Origin of the sequence: Allobosea sp. R86505 (assembly GCF_042466375.1) — a bacterium.
Classification (GTDB): domain Bacteria; phylum Pseudomonadota; class Alphaproteobacteria; order Rhizobiales; family Beijerinckiaceae; genus Allobosea.
Window position 1 is genome coordinate 3,854,650 of record NZ_JAXHPY010000001.1, and the last position, 23,485, is coordinate 3,878,134.

Below are 23,485 nucleotides of genomic sequence, written 5' to 3' on the forward strand. Positions count from 1 at the left end.
GACAAGCCGATCAGCGAAAGGTGTCTGCCTTGAGCCCCCTGCGTGTCCTCGCTTTGCTTCCCCTGCTCGCCGCGCTCGGCGGCTGCAACCTCGTGGTCATGGCGCCATCGGGCGACATCGCCGCGCAGCAGCGCGACCTGATCGTGATCTCGACGGTGCTGATGCTGCTGATCATCGTGCCGGTGATGGCGCTGACGGTGTTCTTCGCCTGGCGCTACCGCGCCTCCAACAAGGAGGCGACCTACAAGCCGGACTGGAACCATTCGACCGGCCTCGAGCTGGTGATCTGGGCGGCGCCGCTCCTGATCATCATCGCGCTGGGCGCGCTGACCTGGATGGGCACGCATCTGCTCGACCCCTACCGCAAGCTCGACCGGATCGCCTCCGGCAAGCCGGTGCCGGCGACCACCCGCCCGCTCGAGGTCGAGGTCGTCGCGCTCGACTGGAAATGGCTGTTCATCTACCCCGAGCAGGGCATCGCCACCGTCAACGAGCTCGCCGCGCCGGTCGATCGGCCGATCCATTTCAAGCTCACCTCCTCCTCGGTAATGAACTCCTTCTACATCCCGGCGCTCGCGGGCCAGATCTACGCGATGCCGGCGATGCAGACGCGGCTCCATGCCGTGATCAACCGGCCCGGCCGTTATCAGGGCTTCTCGGCCAATTACAGCGGCGCCGGCTTCTCCGGCATGCGCTTCGCTTTCCTCGGCATGAGCGAGGGCGATTTCGAGGGCTGGGTCGCCAAGAACAGAGAGAGCGAAGCCCGGCTCGACCGCGCCGCCTATCTGCGGCTCGAGCGGCCGAGCGAGAACGTCGCGGTGCAGCGCTTCGGCGCGACCGAGCCGCGGCTGTTCGACGCCATCCGCAATCTCTGCGTCCAGCCCGGCAAGATGTGCATGAGCGAGATGATGGCGCTCGACGCCAAGGGGGGGCTCGGCCTCGCCGGGCTGCATACGACGCTGCCGCTGGCCTATGACAAGTATTCGCGCCGCGGCGGCAACGCGGCGCCCTTCGGCGAGGAGCCGCGCTACATCGCCTCGATCTGCACGGTCGAGGAGGCGAAGGCCATGATGGCGGTGGCGCCGCCCGACACCACCCCGCGCGACCTGACCCCGATCCGGGGCCTGGGCCTGGCGGTTCCCCCGATGACGTTCGCCCCCCTGACGCCGCGCCGGCCGCAGACCTTCACCGAGCTGCTCGGCCTCGCCCGTTCGTCACAGTCCTGAAGCGAGAATCCCCGTGACCGACGCTTCCGTTGCCACCTCCCCGATCTTCGGCAAGCTTTCGCTCGCCGCCTTCCCGATCCACGAGCCGATCCTGGTCGCGACCTTCGCCGTCGTCGTGCTGGGCGGCGCGGCGGTGGTCGGCGCGCTGACCTATTACCGGCTCTGGGGCTGGCTGTGGCGCGACTGGCTGACCAGCGTCGACCACAAGAAGATCGGGATCATGTACATGATCCTCGGGCTGGTGATGCTGCTGCGCGGCTTCGCCGACGCGGTGATGATGCGCATCCAGCAGGCGATCGCCTTCAACGGGTCCGAGGGCTATCTCAACGCCCATCACTACGACCAGCTCTTCACCGTTCATGGCGTGATCATGATCTTCTTCGTCGCCATGCCGCTGGTGACGGGGCTGATGAACTACGTCGTGCCGCTGCAGATCGGCGCGCGCGACGTCTCCTTCCCCTTCCTGAACAATTTCAGCTTCTGGATGACGACGGCCGGCGCGGTGCTGGTGATGATCTCGCTCTTCGTCGGCGAGTTCGCGCGCACGGGCTGGCTGGCCTACCCGCCGCTCTCGGGGATTTCCTACAGTCCGGAGGTCGGCGTCGACTATTATATCTGGGCGCTGCAGATCGCAGGCGTGGGCACGACGCTCTCAGGCATCAACCTGATCTGCACGATCGTGAAAATGCGCTGCCCCGGCATGTCGCTGATGAAGATGCCGGTGTTCACCTGGACCTCGCTGTGCACCAACGTGCTGATCGTGGCGACTTTCCCGGTTCTGACGGCGGTGCTCGCCCTGCTGACGCTCAACCGCTATGTCGGGACCAACTTCTTCACGAACGACTTCGGCGGCAACCCGATGATGTACGTGAACCTGATCTGGATCTGGGGCCATCCGGAGGTCTACATCCTGATCCTGCCGGCCTTCGGCATCTTCTCCGAAGTCGTCTCGACCTTCTCGGGCAAGCGCCTCTTCGGCTACACCTCGATGGTCTATGCGACGGTGGTGATCACCATCCTGTCCTACCTGGTCTGGCTGCACCATTTCTTCACGATGGGCTCGGGCGCGAGCGTGAATTCCTTCTTCGGAATCACGACGATGATCATCTCGATCCCGACCGGGGCGAAGATCTTCAACTGGCTGTTCACGATGTATCGCGGCCGCATCCGCTTCGAGCTGCCGATGATGTGGACCATCGCCTTCATGCTGACCTTCGTCATCGGCGGCATGACCGGCGTGCTGCTCGCCGTGCCCCCGGCCGATTTCGTGCTGCACAACAGCCTGTTTTTGGTGGCGCATTTCCACAACGTCATCATCGGCGGCGTGCTCTACGGGCTCTTCGCCGGCATGATCTACTGGTGGCCGAAGGCGTTCGGTTTCCGGCTGCACCCGCTGCTGGGGAAGTTCTCCTTCTGGTTCTGGACGCTCGGCTTCCTGTTCGCCTTCATGCCGCTCTATGTGCTCGGCCTGATGGGCGTGACGCGGCGGATGCGCGTCTTCGACGATCCCTCGCTGCAGATCTGGTTCATCATCGCCGGCTTCGGCGCCTTCCTGATCCTGCTCGGCATCGTCAGCTTCATCGCCCAGATCGCCTACAGCATCTGGAAGCGCGACGAGCTGCGCGACCTCACCGGCGATCCCTGGGACGGGCGCACGCTGGAATGGGCGACGTCCTCGCCGCCCCCGGCCTACAACTTCGCCTTCACGCCAGTGGTGCACGACAACGACGCCTGGACCGACATGAAGCGCCGCGGCTATGTCCGCCCGGTCGAGGGCTTCAAGTCGATCGACATGCCGAAGAACACGCCGACCGGCCTCGTGCTGGCGGGAATCTCGGTGGCGCTCGGCTTCGCGCTGATCTGGCACATCTGGTGGCTGGCGGCGGTGTCCTTCGCGGGCATCCTGGTGGTCGCGATCGGCCACAGCTTCAACTACCACCGCGATTTCCACATTCCCGCAGAAGAGGTCGTCGCCGCGGAGAACGCACGCACCCGCCTCCTCGCGGGATCGGGGGCCTGACATCATGGCATCGACGATGACCGTTCCGCAGGGCGGCGACGCGCCCGTCTTCTATCTCAAGGACGAGCACCCGCATCCCGAGGGCCACAGCACGCCGCTGGGCTTCTGGCTCTATCTGATGAGCGACTGCCTGATCTTCGCGATCCTGTTCGCGATCTACGGCGTGCTCGGGGCAAACTATGCGGCGGGTCCCGCGCCGAAGGACCTGTTCGACCTCAACCTCGTCGCGATCAACACCGCGATGCTGCTCTTCTCCTCGATCACCTTCGGCTTCGCCATGCTGGAGATGGCCAAGGGCAAGGTCGCGGCGACGCAGGGCTGGCTGGCGGTGACGGGCCTGTTCGGCCTCGCCTTCCTCGCGATCGAGCTCTACGAGTTCCACCACCTGATCTCGCTCGGCGCGACGCCGCAGCGCAGCGCCTTCCTCTCCTCCTTCTTCGTGCTGGTCGGCACGCACGGGCTGCACGTCGCCTTCGGCCTGGTCTGGCTGACGGTGCTGATGGTGCAGGTCGCGCGGCACGGGCTCATCACCGCCAACCGCCGGCGCCTCCTGTGCCTGAGCATGTTCTGGCACTTCCTCGACGTCATCTGGATCGGCGTCTTCACCTTCGTCTACCTGATGGGGATGCTGCGATGAGCTCCGAGACGAACGCCCAGCACCAGCCGGGTTACGAGCCCCATCCCGAGGACGAGGCCCATGGCTCCTTCCGCGGCTACATGACCGGCTTCGGGCTGTCGGTGATCCTCACCGCCATCCCGTTCTGGCTGGTGATGTCCGGCGCGCTCGGCAACAATCAGCTCACCGGCTTCGTGGTGATGGGCTTCGCCGTCGTCCAGATCGTCGTGCACATGATCTACTTCCTGCACATGAACGGCCGCGTCGAAGGTGGCTGGACGCTGCTGGCGCTGGTCTTCACCGTGATCGTCGTGGTGATCACGCTCGCCGGGTCGCTATGGGTGATGTACCACCTCAACACCAACATGATGCCGGTGCACGACATGAGGCAGATGCCGTGACCTCCGCCGCCGCGGCCCGCGCGCCGCGGTCCCGCGCGACGCTCGTCCTCGTCGCGCTGCTGGCGCTCGCGGGGATCGCCGGCTTTGCGCGGCTCGGGGTCTGGCAGGTCGAGCGGCTGTTCTGGAAGCGCGCGCTGATCGAGCGGGTCGAGGCCCGCATCCATGCCGCCCCCGTCGCCGCGCCGGGGCCTGCCGCCTGGCCCGACATCGAGCAGGCGGAATACACCCGCGTGGCGCTGACCGGCCGCTTCCTGCATGACCGCGAGGCGCTGGTCCAGGCCGTGACGGAGCGCGGCGCCGGCTCCTGGGTGCTGACGCCGCTGGTCACCGAGGCCGGCTTCACGGTCCTGATCAATCGCGGCTTCGTCCCGCCGGAGCGGCGCGAGCGCGCCAGCCGTGCGCAGGCCCTGCCGGAGGGCACTGTCACCGTCACCGGGCTGCTGCGGCTCAGCGAGCCCGGCGGCGGCTTCCTCCGAACGAACGCACCGGCCGAGGACCGCTGGCATTCCCGCGACGTCGCGGCCATCGCCGCCGCGCGCGGCCTGTCGCCGGTCGCGCCCTATTTCGTCGATGCCGACGCCACGCCCAATCCCGGCGGCTTTCCCGTGGGCGGGCTGACGGTGGTGCGGTTTTCGGACAACCATCTCGTCTACGCGGCCACATGGTTCGCGCTGGCGGTCATGCTCGCGGGCGCTCTCGGCTTCGTGCTACGCCACGAATCCAGGCTGCGGCGGGTACGGGAGCAGGCCGATTAGGTTCCAGGACACCACCAACCAGACGAACCTGCTGCTGCTGGTGCAATTGCGCTGGCTCGCCGTCGGCGGACAGGTGGTGACGATCCTCTTCGTCGACCGCATCCTCGGCATCACCCTGCCGCTCGGCGAGATGATGCTGGTTCTGCTTCTGCTGATCCTGCTCAACCTGGCGAGCCTCCTGCGCCATCGCCGCGTCGCGGCCGATGTCCGCAATGGCGAATTGTTCGGCGCGCTGCTGTTCGATCTCGGCGCGCTGACGACGCAGCTCTATCTCGCCGGCGGCGCCAGCAACCCGTTCATCTCGCTCTATCTGCTGCAGATCGGGCTCGCGGCGGTGCTGCTCGAGCGCTGGTCGACCTGGGTCCTGGTAGGGCTGGCGAGCCTCGGCTTCGTCGCGCTGATGGGCGCGCATCGGCCGCTCGCGCTGCCGGTCGCGCTCGATGACGGCGTGCCGCGGCTCTATCTGCAGGGCGTCTTCGTCTGCTTCCTGATCGCCGCCGGACTTCTCGTGCTGTTCCTGCAGCGGATCAGCCGAAATCTGCGCCTGCGTGACGAGAAGCTCGCCGATCTGCGCCAGCGCGCGGTCGAGGAGGACCATATCGTCCGGATGGGCCTGCTTGCCTCCGGGGCGGCCCATGAACTCGGCACGCCGCTCTCGACCCTGTCCGTCATCGTCAACGACTGGCGCCGGATGCCGGTGTTCAAGTCCGAGCCGGAGCTGATCGCCGAGATCGGCGAGATGCAGGCCCAACTCGACCGCTGCAAGACGATCGTCTCCGGCATCCTGATGTCCTCGGGCGAGACCCGTGCCGAGAATCCGGGCTGGACCACCGCGCGCGCCTTCGTCGACGAACTGATCGAGCAATGGCGCTCGCATCGGGCGCCGATGCGGCTCGACTATGCCAACGCCTTCACCCCCGACGAGCCCATCGTCTCCGACCCCGCCCTCAGGCAGGTGCTGGGCAACCTGCTCGACAACGCGCAGGAGGCCTCGCCCCAGGCGATGGCGGTGCGCGTCGAGCGGCGGGGCGAGGACCTCGCCATCATCGTCGCCGACGAAGGGCCCGGCTTCCCGCCCGACATTCTGGCCGGGCTCGGCAAGCCTTACCGCTCGACCAAGGGGCGGCCAGGCGGCGGGCTCGGCCTGTTCCTCGTCAGCAACGTCATGCGCAAGTTCGGCGGCACGCTGAACGCCCGCAACCGCGACCGCGGGGGCGCCTGCGTCACCGTGACCTTGCCCCTCGCCGCCCTCTCGCCCGTACAGGTCTCCGAGGAGGATGCCCGATGAGCGACGACAAGACGCTGCTGATCGTGGAGGACGACCCGGCCTTCGCGCCAGTTCTGCGCCGCTCCTTCGAGCGGCGCGGCTATCTGGTGGAAGCCTGCGATGGCATCGAGAGCCTGCGGGACCTGCTCGAGACGGTGACGCCGGGCTACGCCGTGGTCGATCTCAAGGTGGTCGGCGGCTCGGGACTGGAATGTGTCCGCCTGCTGCACGAGCGCGATGCGGAGATGAAGATCGTGGTGCTGACGGGCTTCGCCAGCATCGCCACGGCGGTGGAGGCGATCAAGCTCGGCGCCTGCCACTACCTCGCCAAGCCGGCCAATACCGACGACATCGAGGCCGCCTTCGACAAGACCGACGGCGATGCCGAAGTGCCGCTGACCCAGCGCCAGACCTCGCTCAAGAACCTGGAATGGGAGCGCATCCACGAGACGCTGGTGGAGAGCGACTTCAACATCTCCGAGACGGCGCGGCGGCTGGGCATGCATCGGCGCACGCTGGCGCGGAAGCTGGAGAAGCGCCGGCTGACCTGAGGCCGGGCGCGCACGCAAATATATGACGGCGAAGCGGCTGAATCAGCCCTTTCCGGCCTTGTTCGGCTGCCGTCTTCCCGCGATTGTCACGTCGCTCACGGACACTGCCCACGACGACGTCTCAACCCTGGGGGGAGGATGCGATGCGGCTTGCCGTCTACAATGTCGAAAACCTGTTCGACCGCGCCAAGGCAATGAACCTCGAAAGCTGGGCCGAGGGCCGCCCGGTGCTGGAACGGTTCGCGGCGCTGAACACCCTGCTCGGCCAGGTCTCCTACAGCACCGCCGACAAGGCGCGCATGGCCGCGCTGATCGCCGAACTCGGAATGGAGAGGTCCGATACCGGGCCGTTCGTGCTGCTGCGCCGGAACCGCGGCGGGCTGCTGAAGCGCCCCAAGACCGGCGGCATCGAGATCGTCGCCGATGGCCGCGCCGACTGGGTTGGCTCGCTCGAATTGCGCGACGAGCCGATCAACGAGCATGCGATGCGCAACACGGCGCGCGTCATGGCGGACCTTCAGGCGGATGTGCTCGGCGTGGTCGAGGCGGAAAGCCGCCCGGTGCTGTCCGCCTTCAACCGCGAGATCCTGCCGGCGGTCGGCGGCCAGCCCTTCCGGCATGTCATGCTGATCGACGGCAATGACGAGCGTGGCATCGATGTCGGGCTGATGACCCGCTCGGGCTATCCGATCGGCGCGATGCGCAGCCATGTCGACGACCTGACGCCGGCGGGCGTGCCGGTGTTCTCGCGGGACTGCCCGGAGTTCGAGCTGACGACGCCGGGCGGGGCGCGGCTCGTGGTGATGGTCAACCACTTCAAGAGCAAGGGCTTCGGCAGCCAGGCGAGTTCCAATGCGCGGCGCCGGGCCCAGGCCGAGCGCGTCGCCGCGATCTATCAGGGGCTGATCGCGAGCGGAGTCGAGCACGTGGCAGTGATGGGCGATCTCAACGACACGCCCGGCAGCGCGCCGCTGCAGCCGCTGGTCGAAGGCTCCTCGCTCAAGGACATCTCCGCCCACCCCAGCTTCGACGATGGCGGGTTTCCGGGTACCTATGGCGCCAGCTCCGCCGCCAACAAGATCGACTACATCCTGCTGTCGCCGGCCCTGTTCGCCACGGTGACGGGCGGGGGCATCTTCCGAAAGGGGATGTGGCCCGGCGTGCGGCCCCGGAAATGGGAGGCCTATGCGGAGCTCAAGCGCCCCGAGGATGCCGCCTCCGACCATGCCGCACTCTGGGTCGATCTCGCGCTCTGACGCCGGCCGGACGGCGGTCGCCCTTCCCTGCGGCGTCGGCCCCTGACGGGAGCTGACAGCCGCTGTCGTCATTCTGCCCACCTGAAACCCGATCGGCTCCCGCGCGTTGATCCGCGATCGCCGCCGCGGCGTAGGCAGTGTCTGGGGTGGAACATCATGGGCGACATCATCGACAGCGCCGGCAACACGGCGGCCTCTGGCCTGCTGGAACGCTTCTCCAGCCTGCACGACTGGCGCCGCCAGGTGGCCGACCTCTATGCGGCCATCCGCGCCCTGCCCGGCGAGGAAGGCTGGCTGCACTGGCGCAGCGTCCGCGACCGGCTGTTCCGCGAGCATCCGCAATCGCCGCTTTCCACGGCGCGGCGCGCGCAGTTCCGCGGTGTCGACTGCTTCGCCTATGACCCCGCGCTGCGGTTCACCGTCGCCACCGCGCCGGCGCATGACCGCGAGGTCATCCGCGTCGAGGCCGGCAAGGACGGCACGATGACGCTTCTGCCCTTCGCCCTGACGGCCGGGCTCGCGCAACCGCTGGGCAAGGAGCTCACGCTGTACTGGATCGAGAGCTATGGCGGCGGCGTCTTCCTGCCGTTCGGCGATGCGACCAATGGCCGGGAGAGCTTTGCCGGCGGCCGCTACCTGCTCGACACGATCAAGAGCGCCGATCTCGGCAGCGACGGCGCGGGCCGGCTGATCCTCGACTTCAACTTCGCCTATTACCCCTCCTGCGCCTATTCCGAGGCCTGGGTCTGCCCGCTCTCGCCGCCGGAGAACCGCCTGCCGGTGGCGGTCCGGGCCGGCGAACGAGATGCTGTCCGTTAAAGCGCTGCGACCACCGGCGCCGGTATCACACGTCTTTGTCCTGCCCTATCCTTGCATCGCGCCCCACGCCCGCTAGCCTGACCTCACGAGCCCTTGGAAGGAATCCAGCCATGCGCCTTGTCAGAACGCTGTTGGGGGCCGCGGCCCTGCTGGCGGCGGGGCTGTCCGCAGCCTCGGCCCAAACGATCAAGATCGGTTCGAAGAACTTCACCGAACAATTCGTCGTCGCCGAACTCTATGGCGCCGCGCTGGAAGCCGCCGGCTTCAAGGTCGAGCGGAAGATCAATCTCGGCGGCACGCTGGTGGCACATGAGGCGCTTAAGAGCGGCGCGATCGACCTCTATCCCGAATACACCGGCACCGGCCTCAACGCCGTGATGAAGGCGCAAGGGGTGACCGAGACCGACCCCGAGAAGGTCCGCAGCATGGTCAAGGCCTTCTACGAGAAGGAGTTCAACCTGACCTGGCTGAAGCCGTCGAACATCAACAACGGCTATGCGATCGTGGTCCGGCCGGAGACCGCCAAGGAATTCAACCTCAAGACACTGAGCGATCTCGGCAAGGCCTCGTCCAAGCTGCGGCTCGGCGCGGGCACGGAGTTCGTCGACCGTCGCGACGGCATCAAGGGGCTGAAGGAGGTCTATGGCGCCGAATTCGCCGAGTTCAAGCAGTTCGCCGCGCTGCGCCTGCGCTACGAGGCGCTGAACCAGAAGCAGATCGAGGTCGCCAACGGCTTCTCGACCGACTGGCAGATCGCAGCCGACAAGTTCGTCGCGCTCGATGACGACAAGTCGCTTTTCCCGCCCTATTTCCTCGCGCCCGTCGTGCGCCCCGAGATCGCCGCCAACGCCAAGATCGTCGCGATCCTGGAGAAGATCGGCGCCGCGCTCGACAACCCGACGATGCAGGAGCTCAACCGCCAGGTCGAGGTCGACAAGAAGGAGCCGCGCACGGTGGCGGCGGCCTTCCTCAAGGCCAAGGGGCTGGTGAACTGAGCCTCGCTGCCGCACCCGGCGCCGAAAGCGCCGGAAAACACGCGCCAGTTGTCATCGGCGGGGCCTATGCCGGCATCGAAGCGATCTGGATGATCGCTGTCGATTTTGCGCCGGTGCGCCTGCACGACTGTGTCGTGCCTCGGCTCGAAGCCGCCCGCGCGGTCGTGCTGCGGGCTCTCGAACGGGGCGACAGCGTCTACGGGCTGACGACCGGGCTGGGAGCGGCTGTCGATACGCGCCTCGACGCTGATGCCATTCCCGCCTTCCAGGCCCGTGCGATCCGCGCGCGGGCTGTGGGCGTCGGAGAGCCCCTCTCGACGGTCGAGGTGCGGGCCCTGCTGGCGGCCCGGCTCGTCGCGATCTGTCATGGTGCGTCGGGCCTCTCGCCTGCGCTGGCGGAGACGATCGCCGCCATGCTGAACGCGGGCGTCCACCCCGTGGTGCGTCGGATCGGCTCGCTCGGGCAGGCCGATCTCAGCCCATTGGCGCAGGCCTTCCTGCCGCTGATCGGCGAGGGCGAGTGCGAATTCCGGGGCGCCCTCCTGCCCGGCGGCGAGGCGATGGCGGCAGCCGGGATCGCGCTGCCTGTGCTCGGCCCCAAGGATGGGCTCGCTTTGCTCAACGCCAACGCCCAGAGCGTCGGGCTGGGCGCTCTGGCGGTCGATGCGATGAACAAGGCGCTCGACGCGGGCTTCATGGCTGGTGCGCTCTCGCTCGAGGCCTTCCGCGCCAATCTCTCGCCGCTCGACGAGGGGCTGGCGGACATGCGGCCGCTTCTCGGCCACCGCGCCGGGGCCGCTTGGCTGCGCGGCCTGCTGGCCGGCAGCGACCTGTTCAAACCCGGTACGGCGCGGCGGCTGCAGGACCCGTTGTCCTTCCGCTGCCTCGCCCCCGTCGCCGGTCATGCGCGCAACGCCGTCGCAGCAGCCAGCCATGCCGTCGAGAATGAACTCGCCAGCGCGCCCGATAGCCCGGCCGTGCTGGTCGAGCGCGATATCCTGCTCTCCAGCGTCAATTTCGACACGACCGAGCTGGCCCTGACCTTCGAGGCGGCCGGTCTCGCGCTGTCCCATCTGGCGGCGACCTCGGCGGCGCGGATCGTCAAGCTGATGGACGCCGGTATGACCGATCTGCCGCGCTTCCTGACGCGGCATGGCGGTTCGCATTCCGGCTTCGCGACGACGCAGAAGACGGCCGCGGCGCTGGAGGCCGAGATCCGCCATCTCGCTTTGCCGCTCGGCGCCATGACGCTGCCCGTCGCCGACGGCGTCGAGGATTACGCGCCGATGACGCCGGCCATCGTCGAGAAGACGCATGCCATTGCCCGGCGCCTGACCCGGCTGGCAGCGATCGAACTCGTGGTGGCCGCCGAGGCCGTCGATCTGCGCGGCGCCATCAGGCTCGGGCGCGGGACGGCCGTCGCGCATGCTTTCGTGCGCGGCCATATCGCCCGGCTCGACGACGATCGGCCGATGGGGCGTGACTATGAGGCGCTGGCGCTCGCGATCGAGGCCGGCGATCTCATGCAGGCCGGCCTAGCCTGGCTGCCCGAGATCGACCCATGACCTGGACGATCGAAAACTGGGACCGCCTGCTGATCGCGCTGTGGGAGCACATCCAGCTCGTCGGCGTCGGGCTGGCGATTGCGCTTGCCATCGGCCTGCCGCTCGGCGTGCTCTCGGCGCGGCGGCCGGGCTTCGCGCTCGTCGTTCTGCTGGTTTCGGGTGCGCTTTACACCGTGCCGGCGCTGGCGATCTTCGCGCTGCTGATCCCTTATCTGGGCTTGGGCTTCTGGCCGGCGATCGTCGCGCTCGTCGCCTATGCGCTCCTGATCATCATCCGCAATGTCGCGACCGGCCTGCAGGAGATCGCGCCCGACATCCTCGATGCCGCCGACGGCATGGGCTATGGCCGCTGGCGCCGGCTCTTCGCCATCGAGCTGCCGCTGGCGCTCCCGGTCATCATCGCCGGCATCCGCATCACCGTCGTCACGCAGGTGTCGGTGGCGACGGTAGCCGCCTTCATCAATGCCGGCGGCCTCGGCGACATCATCTTCCAGGGCATCACCCAGGATTTCGGCGAGAAGGTCGTGGTCGGCGCGGTCACCACCTCGGCGCTGGCGGTGCTCTGCGACGAGAGCCTGCGCCAGGTCGAGCTGCGGCTGCGCGCCAACCAGGCGGAGGCGGCCTGATGACCCAGTGGATCGCCGCCAACCCCAAAATCTTCATCGTCGCGCTGCAGAATCATCTCTGGCTCACGGGCGTGGCGCTGTCCGCCGTGCTGCTGATCGCACTGCCGCTCGGCCTCCTGCTGACTCGCCAGCGCCGCTTCGCCAACGCCGCCATGGCGATCGTCAATATCCTGCGGACGGTGCCCTCGCTGGCGCTGCTGGTGATCATGCTGCCGCTGCTGGGCACCGGCTTCCTGCCCTCGGTGGTGGCGCTGACGCTCTATGGGCTGCCGGCGCTGCTGCTCAACACCTATACCGGCCTGACCGAGGTCGATGCCGACATCGTCGATGCCGCGCGCGGCCAGGGATTTTCCGATGCCCAGGTGATGACGCGCATCGAGATTCCGCTGGCGCTGCCGGTGATCTTCGCCGGCATCCGCACCGCGGCGGTGCAGATCGTCTCAGCAGCGACGCTGGCGGCCTTCATCGGCGGCGGGGGCCTGGGCGAGCTGATCACGGCGGGCATGGCGAATTTCAACTTCCCGCAGCTGATCGCCGGCGCCGTCGCGGTCGCCCTGCTCGCGCTCACGGTCGAGATCGGCTTTGCGGGGATCGAACGCCTGATGACACGCCAGCTGCGGATGGGAGCCTCATGACGATCCGGCTGGAGAAGGTCACCAAGCTGTTCGCGGGCGTGGCCAAACCGGCCGTGGACGCGCTCGACCTGACGATCGAGAGCGGACAGGTCTGCGTGCTGATCGGCCCCTCGGGCTGCGGCAAGACCACGACGATGCGGATGGTCAACCGGCTGATCGAGCCGACATCGGGCCGGATCTTTGTCGGCGACCGCGACGTCACCAAGGCCGACCCTGTCGAACTGCGCCGCCATATCGGCTACGTCATCCAGCAGATCGGCCTGTTCCCGCATATGACGATCGCGCAGAACGTGGCGACCGTGCCGAAGCTGCTCGGCTGGGAGCCGACACGCATCAAGGCGCGCATCGCGGAGATGCTGGAGCTCGTCGGGCTCGATCCGACGCAGTTCCTCGACCGCTATCCGCGCCATCTCTCGGGCGGGCAGCGCCAGCGCGTCGGCGTGGCGCGCGCGCTCGCGGCCGACCCGCCGGTGATGCTGATGGACGAGCCTTTCGGCGCCGTCGACCCGATCGTGCGCGGGCGGCTGCAGGAGGAGTTTCTCGCCATCCTGAAGCGGCTGAACAAGACCGTGATCCTGGTGACGCATGACATCGACGAGGCGATCCGCATGGGCGATGTCGTCGCGATCCTGAAGGACGGGCGGCTCGTCCAATACGACACGCCCGACCGGCTGCTGGCGGCGCCGGCCGACGACTTCGTCGCGGATTTCGTCGGCGCCGACCGGGCGCTGCGCCGGCTCTCGCTGGTGCGCGCGACGGAAGCGGTCGAGCCGGGCGAGGCGGCGGACGGATTTGCGCTGCCGGGCACGCTCTCGGTGCGGGAGGTGCTGTCGGCGCTTCTGGCCGAGGGCCGCGACGCCGCAACGATCCGGAGCGAGAACGGCGCGGCGCTGGGGCGGATCACGCTCGCCGGCATCCGGGCGCGGAGCGCGGGTACGGCATTGTCCTAGAGCATGCCGATTTGACTCGGAAACGGACCGTCATTCCGGACAAGCGGCGTAGCCGCGCCGATCCGGAATCCATCGTAAAGCTCCGGAGCCCTATGATGGATCCCCACCCGGGGCAAGCCCGGGATGACGGCGGTGGTTCCGAGACATTCAACCCACTCGCAATGACGGCCCGTTTCGCCTCAGCCCGGCTGGAGGTATCCTGCGCTATCCGCCGCGTCCGCCTCCTCGACCAGCACGCGATAGGCCTCCGGCTCGACGGCAGCAAAGCCCGATAGCCGCAGCCGGGCGAGGATCGCGCGTCCCTCTTCGTCCTGATGCGCCGCCAGGAGCGCCGCCCGCAGCCGCATGACGACCTCTTCGCCAACCCCGTCCGATGCGATTAGCAATGGCATCGGCCGCAGCGCCGTCGTTTCGACGATGCGCAGCCGCGCGGCGGTGTCAGGCTCGGCCGCCAGCAGCAGGTCGTGGAAATAGGAATCGAGCGGGCAGATATCGATCTCGTCGGCCAGCAGCGCGTCGATGATGCGGCGCGGCGTCAGCAGCGGGCCTATGCTCTCCGCATAGAGCGGCCCCCTCGCCTGCCAATGCGGCAGGAGGTGGGTCCGCAGCGCGTTGAAGCCCGATTGCGAGTGCGCGACCGTCCAGCCGAGGCGGCGACCGAAGCTGTCCGTGAGCGTGGCGATGTCGCTGTCGGCCCGCACGACGAGATGGCTCGCATAGAGCGGGCGGCCATCGCCCGAGGCGGGAACGGGCGCGGCGACGGGCGTGACGGGGAAGCCGCCGCGCGCGAAGGGGTAGCCGCAGATGAAGGCGAGGCCGAGATCGTCGCGTCGCCAGAGGTCTTCCAGCGGTGCCGGTGCGGCATGCGAGATGACCGTGAGCGGAACGCCGGCCATCGCCGCGATCCGGGCGAAGAGTGCCGTCCAGTTCGCCGCCGTCGCGGCATCGACGGCATACATGCGGGCATTGGCAATGAGCCTCACGCGTAGCGCAGCCTCTGGCCGAGACCCATGGTCTTCGCCTTCTCCAGCATGAAATGCCCGAGCGCGATGTCCGACAGCGAGAGGCCGCGATGCCAGAACAGGATGGTCTCGTCCTCGCGCTCGCGGCCGGGCTTCAGCCCGGCGACGATCTGGCCCATCTCGGCATGGAGCGTCTGTTCGGAGAGCTTGCCGGCCTCGACATGGGCGCGCAGGCTGCCGAAGGGGCCGCCCTTGCACTGGCCCCAATCGTCGACGACGAGCTTGCTCATGATGTCGGTGAGCGAAAGCTCGACCGCGCTCATCGTGCCATAGGGCACGACGAAGGCGCCGGGCTTGATCCATTCGGTCTTCAGCATCGGCTCCGGCGCGTTCAGCCTGGAGGCCTCGACGACGATGTCGGCGCCCTCGACGCAGCTCTTCCAGTCCTGCGTGACGACCACGCGCTTACCGAGATCGGCCGAGAGGCGCGCCCCGAAGGCCTCGCGGCTTTCAGGGCGGCGCGAATGGACCCGGATCTCGTCGAAGTCGAACAGCGAATCGAGCAGCCGGACATTCCAGTAGGCGGTGCCGCGGGCGCCGACATGGCCGAGCACCTTCGAGCCCTTGCGGGCGAGATATTTGGCGCCGATGGCGGTGATCGCGCCGGTGCGCATGTCGGTCAGATGGCTGCCGTCGACGATCGCGGTGGGCACGCCGGTCAGCGGGTCCATCAGCAGCAGCAGGCCCATCTCGGAGGGCAGGCCCTGCTTGTAGTTGTCGACATAGTCCCCGATGACCTTGACCCCGGCGCGGGCAATCGGTGCGCGAAAGGCGCCGCGCAGCACGTTGAAATGGCCGTTGGCGCCGGCCTTCGGCATCAGATGCACGCGCGGCTCGATCTCTGTCTGGCCGCGGCCCTGGGCGGCAAGACCGGCCTCGACGGCGGCAATGATCTCCGCATCGGTGAGCTTCAGAGCCTCGACGTCGAGCGCGTTGAGGAAGTCGATGTAGAGCGGTGGATGGGACACGCGGCAACCTCGGCACGGGTTCGGGGGGCGGACGAAGCCCAACATTATACGCCCCTCGTCCGCCGCAACGAGCTTTTGTAAGCGACGCGGATAAGTGGCGGCCGGGGGGCGGCCGCGTCGCCATCCGAGGCAACGCCCCATGCCATGTTGCCGGCACGCAACGAGGCCCCGCAAAGCCCGCTGGATCGCACCGATGTGATGCGGCTTCGATTGCGCCCGTGGCCGGACTCTGACAGAAAATTGAGGAGATGTTGACGTTTTCGCGTCAGCTTTTTGCCGTCCGCCCCCTTCTTGCCGCCGCCCGAGGTCCCGATGAACCGCTTCTTCCGTATGGCCACGCTGAGTGGTCTTGGCCTGCTCGCGCTGGCGACCACTGCCCGCGCCGAGATCGACCCGCTGACGCGCCAGCCGCTGTTCGTGTTCGAGGACCCGGCCAAGGCGCAGGCCACCGCGATCCCGCGCGAGATCGTCTCCTATGACGGCAAGCAGCGCCCCGGCACCATCGTGATCAACACCAGCGAGCGCCGCCTGTATCTGGTGATGCCGGACGGCAAGGCGATGCGCTACGGCGTCGGCGTCGGCCGCCCCGGCTTCGACTGGGCCGGCTCGCAGACTATCACCCGCAAGCAGGAATGGCCGACCTGGACGCCTCCGGCCCAGATGCTGAAGCGCCGCCCCGACCTGCCGCGCTTCATGCCCGGCGGCCCGGAGAACCCGATGGGCGCTCGCGCTCTGTATCTCGGCTCGACTCTCTACCGCATCCACGGCTCGAACGAGCCGGAGACGATCGGCCAGGCCGTCTCCTCCGGCTGCATCCGCATGCTCAACGAGGACGTGATCGACCTCTACGAGCGCGTGAAGGTCGGCACCCGCGTCGTCGTCGCGCGCTGAGCCGAGACCTCTGCTCCCTACGCAAGGGCCGTCCTCCGGGGCGGCCCTTTTCCATTGGGGCCCCGGGCTGGCATCCTGCTTGCGAGCGGGGGGACCCGGCCTTTTTCAGGATCGATTATGGACCACATCGTCAACGCCTTCGTACCCGGCACTCTGGCCCCCATCCGCGGGAAGGCCGGGGGGCCGCTCGACGGGCTGAGCTTCGCCGTAAAGGACCTGTTCGATGTCGCAGGCCTGCCGACCGGCGGCGGCAATCATGACTGGGCTCTGGTCAATCCTGTCCCTCAGCGCCATGCCTGGGCCGTCCAGACCCTGCTCGACGCAGGCGCCGGCTTCGTCGGCAAGACGATCACCGACGAGGTCTCGCTCGGCATCCTCGGCGAGAATGCCTTCGACGGCACGCCGATCAACACCGCCGCGCCCGAGCGCGTGCCCGGCGGCTCCTCCTCGGGCTCGGCAGCAGCCGTGGCAGCGGGGCTGTGCGACACAGCACTCGGCACCGATACGGGCGGATCGGTCCGCGTGCCCGCGAGCTTCTGCGGACTCTATGGCATCCGCCCGACGCATGGCCGGCTCGATCTCACCGGCATGCTGCCGCAGGCGCCGAGTTCCGACACCACAGGCTGGTTCGCACGCGACGCCGAGACCTTCGCGCGCGTCTCCACCGCGCTGCTGGGCGAGGCGCCGGGGGCGCTGCCGACGCGGCTGCTGATCGCGACGGATGCCTTCGCCTTCGCCGATCCGGAGGTGGCGGAGGCGCTGCAGCCCATGGTCGCACGGCTTAGCCGGATCGTCGGCGAGGTGCGCGAGGAGATCATGGCGCCGCAGGGCCTGTCCGTCTGGGCAAGGGCACAGCGCACGCTGCAGCCGGTCGAGGCCTGGAACACCTTCCGCCACTGGGTCGAGACCGCCAATCCGCGCATGGCCTTCAGCGTCGCAGCCGGCCTGCTCAACGGCGCGCGGATGCCGGCGGGCGAGCAGCAATGGGCCGAGATGATGCGGCTGGAGGCGCGCGCGCGGCTTCGCCATCTGCTGCCGCCCGGCACGATCCTGTGCCTGCCGACGACCGCCTTCCCGGCGCCCCTGCGCGGGCTTTCGCAGCCGGTGCTGCAGCCGCTCAAGGACCGGATCAGCTGCCTGTGCTCGCAGGGCGGCCTCACCGGCTCGCCGCAGGTCAGCCTGCCCGGCGCGACCGTCAACGGGTCCCCCGTCGGCCTCTCCATCATCGGCGGGCGCGGCACGGATGCCACGCTGATCGCCGTCGCTCAGGCCATGGGAGCCGCCGCATGACCGATCTCACCCCCAACCGGCCGGAGGTCGTCGCCGAGGTCTCGGCGCTGTTCGAGGCCTATGAGCAGGCGCTGATCGACAAGAACGTCGATGTCCTCGATGCGACTTTCTGGAACAGCCCGCACACGATCCGCTACGCGCTGCACGAGAACGGCTACGGCTTCGACGCAATCCATGCCCACCGCGTCGCTCGGCCGCCCGGTCCCGGCATCAAGGAGAAGCGGATCCGGCTGGAGATCCTGACGCTGGGCCGCGACATCGCCACCGTGAACCTCGAGTTCAAGGTGCGCGGGCGCGACCTGATCGGCCGGCAGAGCCAGAGCTGGGTGCGCTTCCCGGAGCTGGGCTGGAAGGTGATTTCCGCCCATGTCTCGACCATGGACGGGCTGCGGCTCTACTGAGCCGCGTTTCCCGTCTCAGATGATCGCGTGGCGGATCTTCGCCGAGACCCACTCGCTGACGACCACCGTCCCCAGGATGACCAGCAGCAGCAGGGTGACCTGCGGCCAGGCCAGTGTGTTCAGCGAGCTCTCGAGGTTGACGCCGATGCCGCCGGCGCCGACCAGCCCCAGCACCGTCGCCTCGCGGATGTTGATGTCCCAACGGAAGACGCTGATGCCGGCGAAGGCCGGCGTGATCTGCGGCCAGATGCCCCAGGCCAGCACCTGCTGCGGCGAGGCGCCGGTGGCGCGGATCGCCTCGACGGGCTCGACACTGATCTCCTCGATCGCCTCATAGAGCAGCTTGGCGATGAAGCCGATCGAACGCAGCGCGATCGCCAGGATGCCGGCGAGCACACCGGGTCCCAGGATCGTCACCAGCACCAGCGCCCAGATGATCGCGTTGATCGAGCGCGAGGAGACGATGATCAGCAAGCCGACGGGGCGGACAAACCTGGCGCTCGGCGTGGTGTTGCGCGCGGTGAGGAAAGCCAGCGGCACCGCCAGCACGATCGCCAGGAGCGTGCCCAGCGTCGCCATGTTGATCGTGTCCCAGAGCGGCTTCCAGACCGCGCTCATATAGGACCAGCGCGGCGGCCACATGCGCGAGCCGATATCGGCCGCCTGGCGGGGGGCGTCCAGCACGAAGGCCCAGATCGTGTCGCGCGTCATCACCTGCCAGGTGAAGACGAAGAGCAGGAGCAGGGCGAACCAGCCGGCATAGTGCAGCCACTCGGCCCGGCTGGTGCGCCGCTGCCAGAGTTTCGTGCCGTCCTGTGCGATCGAGACCGGCATCACTGCACCTTCGCGCGGATGAAGCCGGATGCGTATTCGCAGGCCAGTACGATGCCGATGATGATCAGCAGGATCGCCGCGGCGCTGTCGAACTCGTAGCGGTCCATCGCCGTGTTGAGCGTCGCCCCGATGCCGCCGGCCCCGACGATGCCGACGACGGCCGACTCGCGGAAGTTGATGTCGACCCGGTACATCGACAGCCCGATCAGGCGCGGAGCGACCTGGGGCAGCACCGCATAGACCAGAACCTGCCACCAGCCGGCGCCGGTGGCGCGGATCGCCTCCAACGGGGCGGGGTCGATATCCTCGATATCCTCGGCCAGCAGCTTGGCGAGAAAGCCGATGGTGGCGAAGGCGAGCGTCAGGAAGCCGGCGAAAGGCCCGAACCCGAACAGCACGACGAGGAAGATCGCGATGATGACCTCCTGCAGGCTGCGCGCAACCGCGATGAAGGCGCGGCAGAAGGCATAGACCGGGAGCGGCGCGATGTTGCGGGCCGCGCCGATGCCGAAGGGCACCGACAGGATGATGCCGACGATGGTCGAGGTCACCGTCATCGTCAGGCTCTCGAGCAGGCCGGCCTGGATATCGTCCCAGCGCGAGGTGAAATCGGGCTGGAGGAAGCCGGCGAAGAGGCGGCCGGCCCGCACCACGCCCTCCGACATGCGGGCCCAGTTGAGCTCGACCGTGCCGAAGGCGACCACCAGATAGAGCGCGACGCCGCCATAGATGACGTAGCGCAGGATCGGATTGGCGATCAGCGGCGGCGGCGTCCAGCGCCGGGAGACCGCGCTCACGCTGTCACCAGCGGCGTATCGCGGGCGAGAATCACAGGCGCGCCAGCAGCGGCGGCCTGCTCCTCCTCCTCCTCAGCCTTGCGGATCGTCGCAGTCCAGTCCTCGGCGCCGTAGATCTCGGTGAGGACCTCGGGTGTCAGCCCGTCGGGAGGCCCGTCGAAGACGACCTTGCCCTTGCGCAGGCCGACGATGCGCTGGACGAACATCTGGGCCAGGGCGACGTCGTGGATGTTGACGATCGCAGCGAGATTGCGCTCGGCGCAGAGTTCGACGATCAGCCGCATGATCTGGCGCGAGGTCTTGGGATCGAGACTCGCGGTCGGCTCGTCGACCAGCAGCAGATCGGGCTCCTGCACCAGCGCGCGGGCGATGCCGACGCGCTGGCGCTGGCCGCCCGAGAGCGCATCGGCACGCTTGTCGATATGCTCGGTCAGGCCGACACGATCCAGTACGGCGAAGGCGCGGTCGATGTCGGCCTGCGGGAAGCGCCGGAAGAAAGAGCGCCAGAAGCCGACATAGCCGAGCCGGCCCGAGAGCACGTTCTCCATCACCGAGAGCCGGTCGACCAGGGCGTATTCCTGAAAGATCATGCCCATGCGGCGGCGCGCCTGGCCGAGAGCCCCGCGCGCGAGCCGAGACAGATCGAGATCGCCGAGCCTGATCGTGCCTTCGCTCGGCTCGACCAGCCGGTTGACGCAGCGGATCAGCGAGGATTTGCCGGCGCCCGAGGGCCCGATCAGGCCGACGACCTGCCCGGCGGGGACCGACAGGGTGACCTTCTCCAGCGCGAGGTCGCCGGTGGCGTAGCGCTTGGTGAGGTTCTCGATGACGAGCATGCCTGCCTCCAAAACGGGGCCGGCCGCGCGAGAGCGCGGCCGGTACTCAGTCGAACAGGACGGCTTACTTGCAGGCGTAGCTGACGTTCAGCGCCTTGTCGATCTGCCGCACGACCTCCCAATGGGTCTTGAAGGTGATCGGCATGAACTTCTCCTGCGGCGGCTGCGACTTCTCGAATTCCTTCAGAAGATCGCTGCCTTCCCAGTTGAAGCTGAAGAAGGCTTCCTTGACCTTGGCCGCAAGCTCGGGCTTCAGGTTGTAGACATAGCCGTAGCCCGTGGTCGGGAAGGTCTGCGACTTGTAGATGACCTTGGTCGCGTCGGGCTTGATGACGTTGCGAGCGATCATGCGGGCCTTGACCGAATTGGCGATCGCCGCGGCCGGATAGTCCTTGTTGGCGACGCCGATGATCGAATTGTCGTGCTTGCCGGAGAAGACGGGCTCGTAATCCTTCTTGGCGTCCATCTTGAACTCCTGCGCGAGCAGGGCCGAGGGCGCCTTGAAGCCGGAATTCGAGGTCTCCGAGGTGAAGGCCAGCTTCTTGCCCTTGATGTCCTCGATCTTCTCGATACCCGAACCCGGATAGGTGATGATCTCCATCTCGTAGCCGAACTCGTCCTTCTTCGAGGCCATCATCGCGAAGGGCACGAAGCCGGAGCAGGCGACGGCGATCGGGTTCGAACCGGTGTTGAAGCCCGCCACATGCAGACGGCCGGCGCGCATCGCCTCGATCTGCGCGGCGTTGCTCTGCACCGGGAAGAACTGGACCTTCTTGCCGGTCACCTTTTCCATGTGCTTGAGAAAACCGTCCCAGACCTTGGCGTAGACGGCAGGGTCCTCGACAGGGGTATAGGCGAAGATCAGCGTCGGCGGGTCGATCAACTCGGCCGGGTTCGTCGGCGTATCGGCGACCATGTCGCCATTGGCATCCTTGAAGCGGGCATCGAGCGCGAAGGCGCTGACGGAGAAGGTGAGGGACAGCGCAGTGGCGCCGGCGAGGGTGGCCAGTGTCTTCAAGAGGCTCATGGACATCTCCCGATCGGTGAATCTCCGGCGTTCGTGTCGGCTCCAGATGACAGTTTGATGACGATACGACGAATCCCCTGCGGCCGTCACCTGCGACGGAGCGGCTCGCGCGACAGACCCTGGGCCTCGAGCGCGTCGAGATAGGCCTGGAACTTCGCCTCGCCCGTCTCGCCGAGCTCGCGCAGATAGTCCCAGCCGAAGATTCCGGTGTCGTGCATGTCGTCGAAGGTCAGCTTCACGGCATAGTGACCGACCGGCTCGACCTTGAGGATCTCGACCTCGCGCTTGCCGGGGATGGTCTTCTTCTGCGTCGGGCCGTGGCCCTGGACCTCGGCTGAAGGGCTCTCGACCCGCAGCAGTTCCGCGGAGAGCGCGTGGCTCGCCCCGTCGTCGAATGAGACATGCAGGGTCCGGCGGTCCTTCGAGAGACGGATCTCGGTCGGCCAGGACGACATGATGGGGCTCTCCGCCGACGGTCCGCGACGATCGCTGCGCTTGACCTCGGCCGCTGCAATGCCAATGTCTGCGGCTCAACGCAATGCCGGATGGGCGTCAGGCTCCGCGAACACCCGGCAACCGAGTGGACAGACAGCGATCGTGCTCCTCGACAGCCCCCTGCCCGTTTCCGCGCTCCGGCCCACCGCCGCCCCCCTGGCGCGACCGGTGCTGACCGACCCGTTCGGCCGCGACATCTCCTATCTGCGCATCTCGGTGACGGATCGCTGCGATTTTCGCTGCGTCTATTGCATGTCGGAAGACATGACCTTCCTGCCCAAGCGCGACCTGCTGACGCTGGAGGAGATCGACCGTCTCGCCACCGCCTTCATCGCGCGGGGCACGCGCAAGCTGCGCCTAACCGGCGGTGAGCCGCTGGTGCGGCGTGACGTGATGAGCCTGTTCCGGTCGCTCTCGCGCCATCTCACGTCGGGCGCGCTGGAGGAGCTGACCCTGACCACGAACGGCTCGCTGCTCAACCGCTACGCGCAGGAAATGGCCGATTACGGCGTGCGCCGGATCAACGTCTCGCTCGACACGCTCGATCCCGACAAGTTCCGCCAGATCACGCGCTGGGGCGATCTCGACAAGGTGCTGGGCGGCATCGAGGCGGCGCGCAAGGCCGGGATGCGGGTCAAGATCAACGCGGTCGCGCTGAAAGGCGTGAACGAGGACGAGATCGAGAGCCTGATGATCTGGGCGCATGGTCTCGGCATGGACCTGACCCTGATCGAGGTGATGCCGCTGGGCGAAATCGAGCCGGGCCGCATCGACCAGTTCCTGCCGCTCTCGGTGGTGCGCGCCCGGCTGATGGACAGATACAACCTCGTCGAGGATCCCTACCGGACCGGCGGGCCGGCGCGCTATGTCCGGGTGCAGGAAACCGGCGGGCTCGTCGGCTTCATCACGCCGATGACGCACAACTTCTGCGAGAGCTGCAACCGGGTGCGGCTGACCTGCACGGGCACGCTCTATATGTGCCTCGGTCAGGAGGATGCCGCCGATCTGCGGGCGCCCCTGCGCGCCTCCGCCGACGACGCGCTGCTGCACAAGGCGATGGAAGAGGCGATCGCGCGCAAGCCCAAGGGCCACGACTTCGTCATCGACCGCCGTCGCGCGAAGCCCGCCGTCGGGCGCCATATGAGCGTCACCGGCGGCTGACGTTTCCAGGCCGTTTCGCTTCCCCTAGGGCAGGTTTGGCGCGCTTTTTCGCGTGCAAGGGCGCCTTGACGCCTCTCGCCA

General features: G+C 67.7%; 25 protein-coding genes. 18 read left to right on the plus strand and 7 right to left on the minus strand.

All coding sequences use genetic code 11. The features are described 5' to 3' along the window. The first annotated feature begins 29 nt into the window (after positions 1–29). The 14 genes from cyoA to SJY11_RS18625 all read left to right on the plus strand — a co-directional run bounded on the left by cyoA (position 30) and on the right by SJY11_RS18625 (position 13,682). On the plus strand, positions 30–1,226 hold the full coding sequence (gene cyoA, locus SJY11_RS18560) for a ubiquinol oxidase subunit II (protein WP_376988227.1): 1,197 nt from the start codon (positions 30–32) through the stop codon (positions 1,224–1,226). Between the two features lie 13 nt (positions 1,227–1,239). After that, positions 1,240–3,246, plus strand: coding sequence for a cytochrome o ubiquinol oxidase subunit I (gene cyoB / locus SJY11_RS18565; protein WP_376988228.1), 2,007 nt, complete (start codon positions 1,240–1,242; stop codon positions 3,244–3,246). Between the two features lie 4 nt (positions 3,247–3,250). Next, positions 3,251–3,883, plus strand: coding sequence for a cytochrome o ubiquinol oxidase subunit III (gene cyoC, locus SJY11_RS18570; RefSeq protein ID WP_376988229.1), 633 nt, complete (start codon positions 3,251–3,253; stop codon positions 3,881–3,883). Next, positions 3,880–4,263 carry a cytochrome o ubiquinol oxidase subunit IV gene (gene cyoD / locus SJY11_RS18575; RefSeq protein ID WP_376988230.1) on the plus strand — a complete coding sequence of 128 codons (384 nt, stop codon included), beginning with the start codon at positions 3,880–3,882 and terminating at the stop codon, positions 4,261–4,263. Before cyoC ends, cyoD begins: the two co-directional genes overlap by 4 nt. Beyond that, on the plus strand, positions 4,260–5,018 hold the full coding sequence (locus SJY11_RS18580; RefSeq protein ID WP_376988231.1) for an SURF1 family protein: 759 nt from the start codon (positions 4,260–4,262) through the stop codon (positions 5,016–5,018). The genes cyoD and SJY11_RS18580 overlap by 4 nt, the downstream gene beginning before the upstream one ends. A gap of 40 nt (positions 5,019–5,058) precedes the next feature. Further along, a complete protein-coding gene (locus tag SJY11_RS18585) occupies positions 5,059–6,306 on the plus strand; it encodes an ATP-binding protein (RefSeq protein ID WP_376988232.1) in 1,248 nt (415 codons plus the stop codon). Then, a complete protein-coding gene (locus tag SJY11_RS18590; protein WP_326906698.1) occupies positions 6,303–6,836 on the plus strand; it encodes a response regulator transcription factor in 534 nt (177 codons plus the stop codon). Before SJY11_RS18585 ends, SJY11_RS18590 begins: the two co-directional genes overlap by 4 nt. A 143-nt stretch (positions 6,837–6,979) precedes the next feature. After that, entirely contained in the window at positions 6,980–8,092 is a 1,113-nt protein-coding gene (locus SJY11_RS18595) for an endonuclease/exonuclease/phosphatase family protein (RefSeq protein WP_376988233.1), read from the plus strand. A 156-nt stretch (positions 8,093–8,248) separates the two neighbouring features. Further along, entirely contained in the window at positions 8,249–8,911 is a 663-nt protein-coding gene (locus SJY11_RS18600; RefSeq protein ID WP_376988234.1) for a DUF1684 domain-containing protein, read from the plus strand. A gap of 110 nt (positions 8,912–9,021) precedes the next feature. Then, a complete protein-coding gene (locus tag SJY11_RS18605; RefSeq protein ID WP_376988235.1) occupies positions 9,022–9,906 on the plus strand; it encodes a glycine betaine ABC transporter substrate-binding protein in 885 nt (294 codons plus the stop codon). Positions 9,907–9,989: 83 nt separating this feature from the next. Then, positions 9,990–11,471, plus strand: a complete 1,482-nt coding sequence (locus SJY11_RS18610) for an HAL/PAL/TAL family ammonia-lyase (RefSeq protein WP_376989370.1) — start codon at positions 9,990–9,992, stop codon at positions 11,469–11,471. Continuing rightward, positions 11,468–12,097 carry an ABC transporter permease gene (locus SJY11_RS18615; protein WP_376988236.1) on the plus strand — a complete coding sequence of 210 codons (630 nt, stop codon included), beginning with the start codon at positions 11,468–11,470 and terminating at the stop codon, positions 12,095–12,097. The genes SJY11_RS18610 and SJY11_RS18615 overlap by 4 nt, the downstream gene beginning before the upstream one ends. Then, positions 12,097–12,732: an ABC transporter permease gene (locus tag SJY11_RS18620; RefSeq protein WP_069054568.1), complete on the plus strand. Its 636-nt coding sequence runs from the start codon at positions 12,097–12,099 to the stop codon at positions 12,730–12,732. The genes SJY11_RS18615 and SJY11_RS18620 overlap by 1 nt, the downstream gene beginning before the upstream one ends. After that, the gene (locus SJY11_RS18625) at positions 12,729–13,682 is read left to right on the plus strand and encodes an ABC transporter ATP-binding protein (RefSeq protein ID WP_376988237.1); all 954 of its coding nucleotides are present in this window, start codon (positions 12,729–12,731) and stop codon (positions 13,680–13,682) included. The genes SJY11_RS18620 and SJY11_RS18625 overlap by 4 nt, the downstream gene beginning before the upstream one ends. A 179-nt stretch (positions 13,683–13,861) precedes the next feature. Here the strand turns inward: SJY11_RS18625 and SJY11_RS18630 are convergent, their stop codons facing one another. Next, complete coding sequence (locus tag SJY11_RS18630; protein WP_376988238.1) at positions 13,862–14,665, minus strand: phosphate/phosphite/phosphonate ABC transporter substrate-binding protein; 804 nt, start codon at positions 14,663–14,665, stop codon at positions 13,862–13,864. Further along, positions 14,662–15,672, minus strand: a complete 1,011-nt coding sequence (locus SJY11_RS18635) for an ornithine cyclodeaminase family protein (RefSeq protein ID WP_376988239.1) — start codon at positions 15,670–15,672, stop codon at positions 14,662–14,664. The genes SJY11_RS18630 and SJY11_RS18635 overlap by 4 nt, the downstream gene beginning before the upstream one ends. Positions 15,673–15,984: 312 nt before the next feature. Between SJY11_RS18635 and SJY11_RS18640 the strand changes: the two genes are divergently transcribed. The 3 genes from SJY11_RS18640 (at position 15,985) to hpxZ (ending at position 18,254) form a co-directional block, all read left to right on the plus strand. Continuing rightward, positions 15,985–16,563: a L,D-transpeptidase gene (locus SJY11_RS18640; protein WP_305690407.1), complete on the plus strand. Its 579-nt coding sequence runs from the start codon at positions 15,985–15,987 to the stop codon at positions 16,561–16,563. Between the two features lie 117 nt (positions 16,564–16,680). Continuing rightward, complete coding sequence (locus tag SJY11_RS18645; protein WP_376988240.1) at positions 16,681–17,853, plus strand: amidase; 1,173 nt, start codon at positions 16,681–16,683, stop codon at positions 17,851–17,853. Continuing rightward, the gene (hpxZ, locus tag SJY11_RS18650) at positions 17,850–18,254 is read left to right on the plus strand and encodes an oxalurate catabolism protein HpxZ (protein WP_376988241.1); all 405 of its coding nucleotides are present in this window, start codon (positions 17,850–17,852) and stop codon (positions 18,252–18,254) included. Before SJY11_RS18645 ends, hpxZ begins: the two co-directional genes overlap by 4 nt. A gap of 15 nt (positions 18,255–18,269) precedes the next feature. On the opposite strand, the gene phnE (SJY11_RS18655) is transcribed toward hpxZ, so the two are convergent. The 5 genes from phnE (SJY11_RS18655) to SJY11_RS18675 form a co-directional block, all read right to left on the minus strand. Continuing rightward, the gene (phnE, locus tag SJY11_RS18655; protein ID WP_376988242.1) at positions 18,270–19,088 is read right to left on the minus strand and encodes a phosphonate ABC transporter, permease protein PhnE; all 819 of its coding nucleotides are present in this window, start codon (positions 19,086–19,088) and stop codon (positions 18,270–18,272) included. Next, positions 19,088–19,885, minus strand: coding sequence for a phosphonate ABC transporter, permease protein PhnE (gene phnE, locus SJY11_RS18660; protein ID WP_376988243.1), 798 nt, complete (start codon positions 19,883–19,885; stop codon positions 19,088–19,090). Before phnE (SJY11_RS18660) ends, phnE (SJY11_RS18655) begins: the two co-directional genes overlap by 1 nt. After that, positions 19,882–20,721 carry a phosphonate ABC transporter ATP-binding protein gene (gene phnC / locus SJY11_RS18665; protein ID WP_376988244.1) on the minus strand — a complete coding sequence of 280 codons (840 nt, stop codon included), beginning with the start codon at positions 20,719–20,721 and terminating at the stop codon, positions 19,882–19,884. Before phnC ends, phnE (SJY11_RS18660) begins: the two co-directional genes overlap by 4 nt. Positions 20,722–20,785: 64 nt before the next feature. Continuing rightward, entirely contained in the window at positions 20,786–21,748 is a 963-nt protein-coding gene (phnD, locus tag SJY11_RS18670; protein WP_376988245.1) for a phosphate/phosphite/phosphonate ABC transporter substrate-binding protein, read from the minus strand. An 86-nt stretch (positions 21,749–21,834) separates the two neighbouring features. Further along, positions 21,835–22,203, minus strand: a complete 369-nt coding sequence (locus tag SJY11_RS18675) for a gamma-butyrobetaine hydroxylase family protein (RefSeq protein WP_376988246.1) — start codon at positions 22,201–22,203, stop codon at positions 21,835–21,837. A gap of 211 nt (positions 22,204–22,414) precedes the next feature. Here SJY11_RS18675 and moaA point away from each other — a divergent pair, with 211 nt between their 5' ends. Next, positions 22,415–23,404, plus strand: coding sequence for a GTP 3',8-cyclase MoaA (gene moaA, locus SJY11_RS18680; protein WP_376989371.1), 990 nt, complete (start codon positions 22,415–22,417; stop codon positions 23,402–23,404). Positions 23,405–23,485: the final 81 nt, after the last annotated feature.

Bases quoted from the DNA above. Each gene is read 5' to 3' on its own strand.
- cyoC (WP_376988229.1), top strand. From the start codon at position 3,251: ATGGCATCGACGATGACCGTTCCGCAGGGCGGCGACGCGCCCGTCTTC.
- cyoD (WP_376988230.1), top strand. From the start codon at position 3,880: ATGAGCTCCGAGACGAACGCCCAGCACCAGCCGGGTTACGAGCCCCAT.
- SJY11_RS18590 (WP_326906698.1), top strand. From the start codon at position 6,303: ATGAGCGACGACAAGACGCTGCTGATCGTGGAGGACGACCCGGCCTTC.
- SJY11_RS18595 (WP_376988233.1), top strand. From the start codon at position 6,980: ATGCGGCTTGCCGTCTACAATGTCGAAAACCTGTTCGACCGCGCCAAG.
- SJY11_RS18600 (WP_376988234.1), top strand. From the start codon at position 8,249: ATGGGCGACATCATCGACAGCGCCGGCAACACGGCGGCCTCTGGCCTG.
- SJY11_RS18605 (WP_376988235.1), top strand. From the start codon at position 9,022: ATGCGCCTTGTCAGAACGCTGTTGGGGGCCGCGGCCCTGCTGGCGGCG.
- SJY11_RS18615 (WP_376988236.1), top strand. From the start codon at position 11,468: ATGACCTGGACGATCGAAAACTGGGACCGCCTGCTGATCGCGCTGTGG.
- SJY11_RS18620 (WP_069054568.1), top strand. From the start codon at position 12,097: ATGACCCAGTGGATCGCCGCCAACCCCAAAATCTTCATCGTCGCGCTG.
- SJY11_RS18625 (WP_376988237.1), top strand. From the start codon at position 12,729: ATGACGATCCGGCTGGAGAAGGTCACCAAGCTGTTCGCGGGCGTGGCC.
- SJY11_RS18640 (WP_305690407.1), top strand. From the start codon at position 15,985: ATGAACCGCTTCTTCCGTATGGCCACGCTGAGTGGTCTTGGCCTGCTC.
- SJY11_RS18645 (WP_376988240.1), top strand. From the start codon at position 16,681: ATGGACCACATCGTCAACGCCTTCGTACCCGGCACTCTGGCCCCCATC.
- hpxZ (WP_376988241.1), top strand. From the start codon at position 17,850: ATGACCGATCTCACCCCCAACCGGCCGGAGGTCGTCGCCGAGGTCTCG.
- phnE (WP_376988242.1), bottom strand. From the start codon at position 19,088: ATGCCGGTCTCGATCGCACAGGACGGCACGAAACTCTGGCAGCGGCGC.
- phnC (WP_376988244.1), bottom strand. From the start codon at position 20,721: ATGCTCGTCATCGAGAACCTCACCAAGCGCTACGCCACCGGCGACCTC.
- phnD (WP_376988245.1), bottom strand. From the start codon at position 21,748: ATGAGCCTCTTGAAGACACTGGCCACCCTCGCCGGCGCCACTGCGCTG.
- SJY11_RS18675 (WP_376988246.1), bottom strand. From the start codon at position 22,203: ATGTCGTCCTGGCCGACCGAGATCCGTCTCTCGAAGGACCGCCGGACC.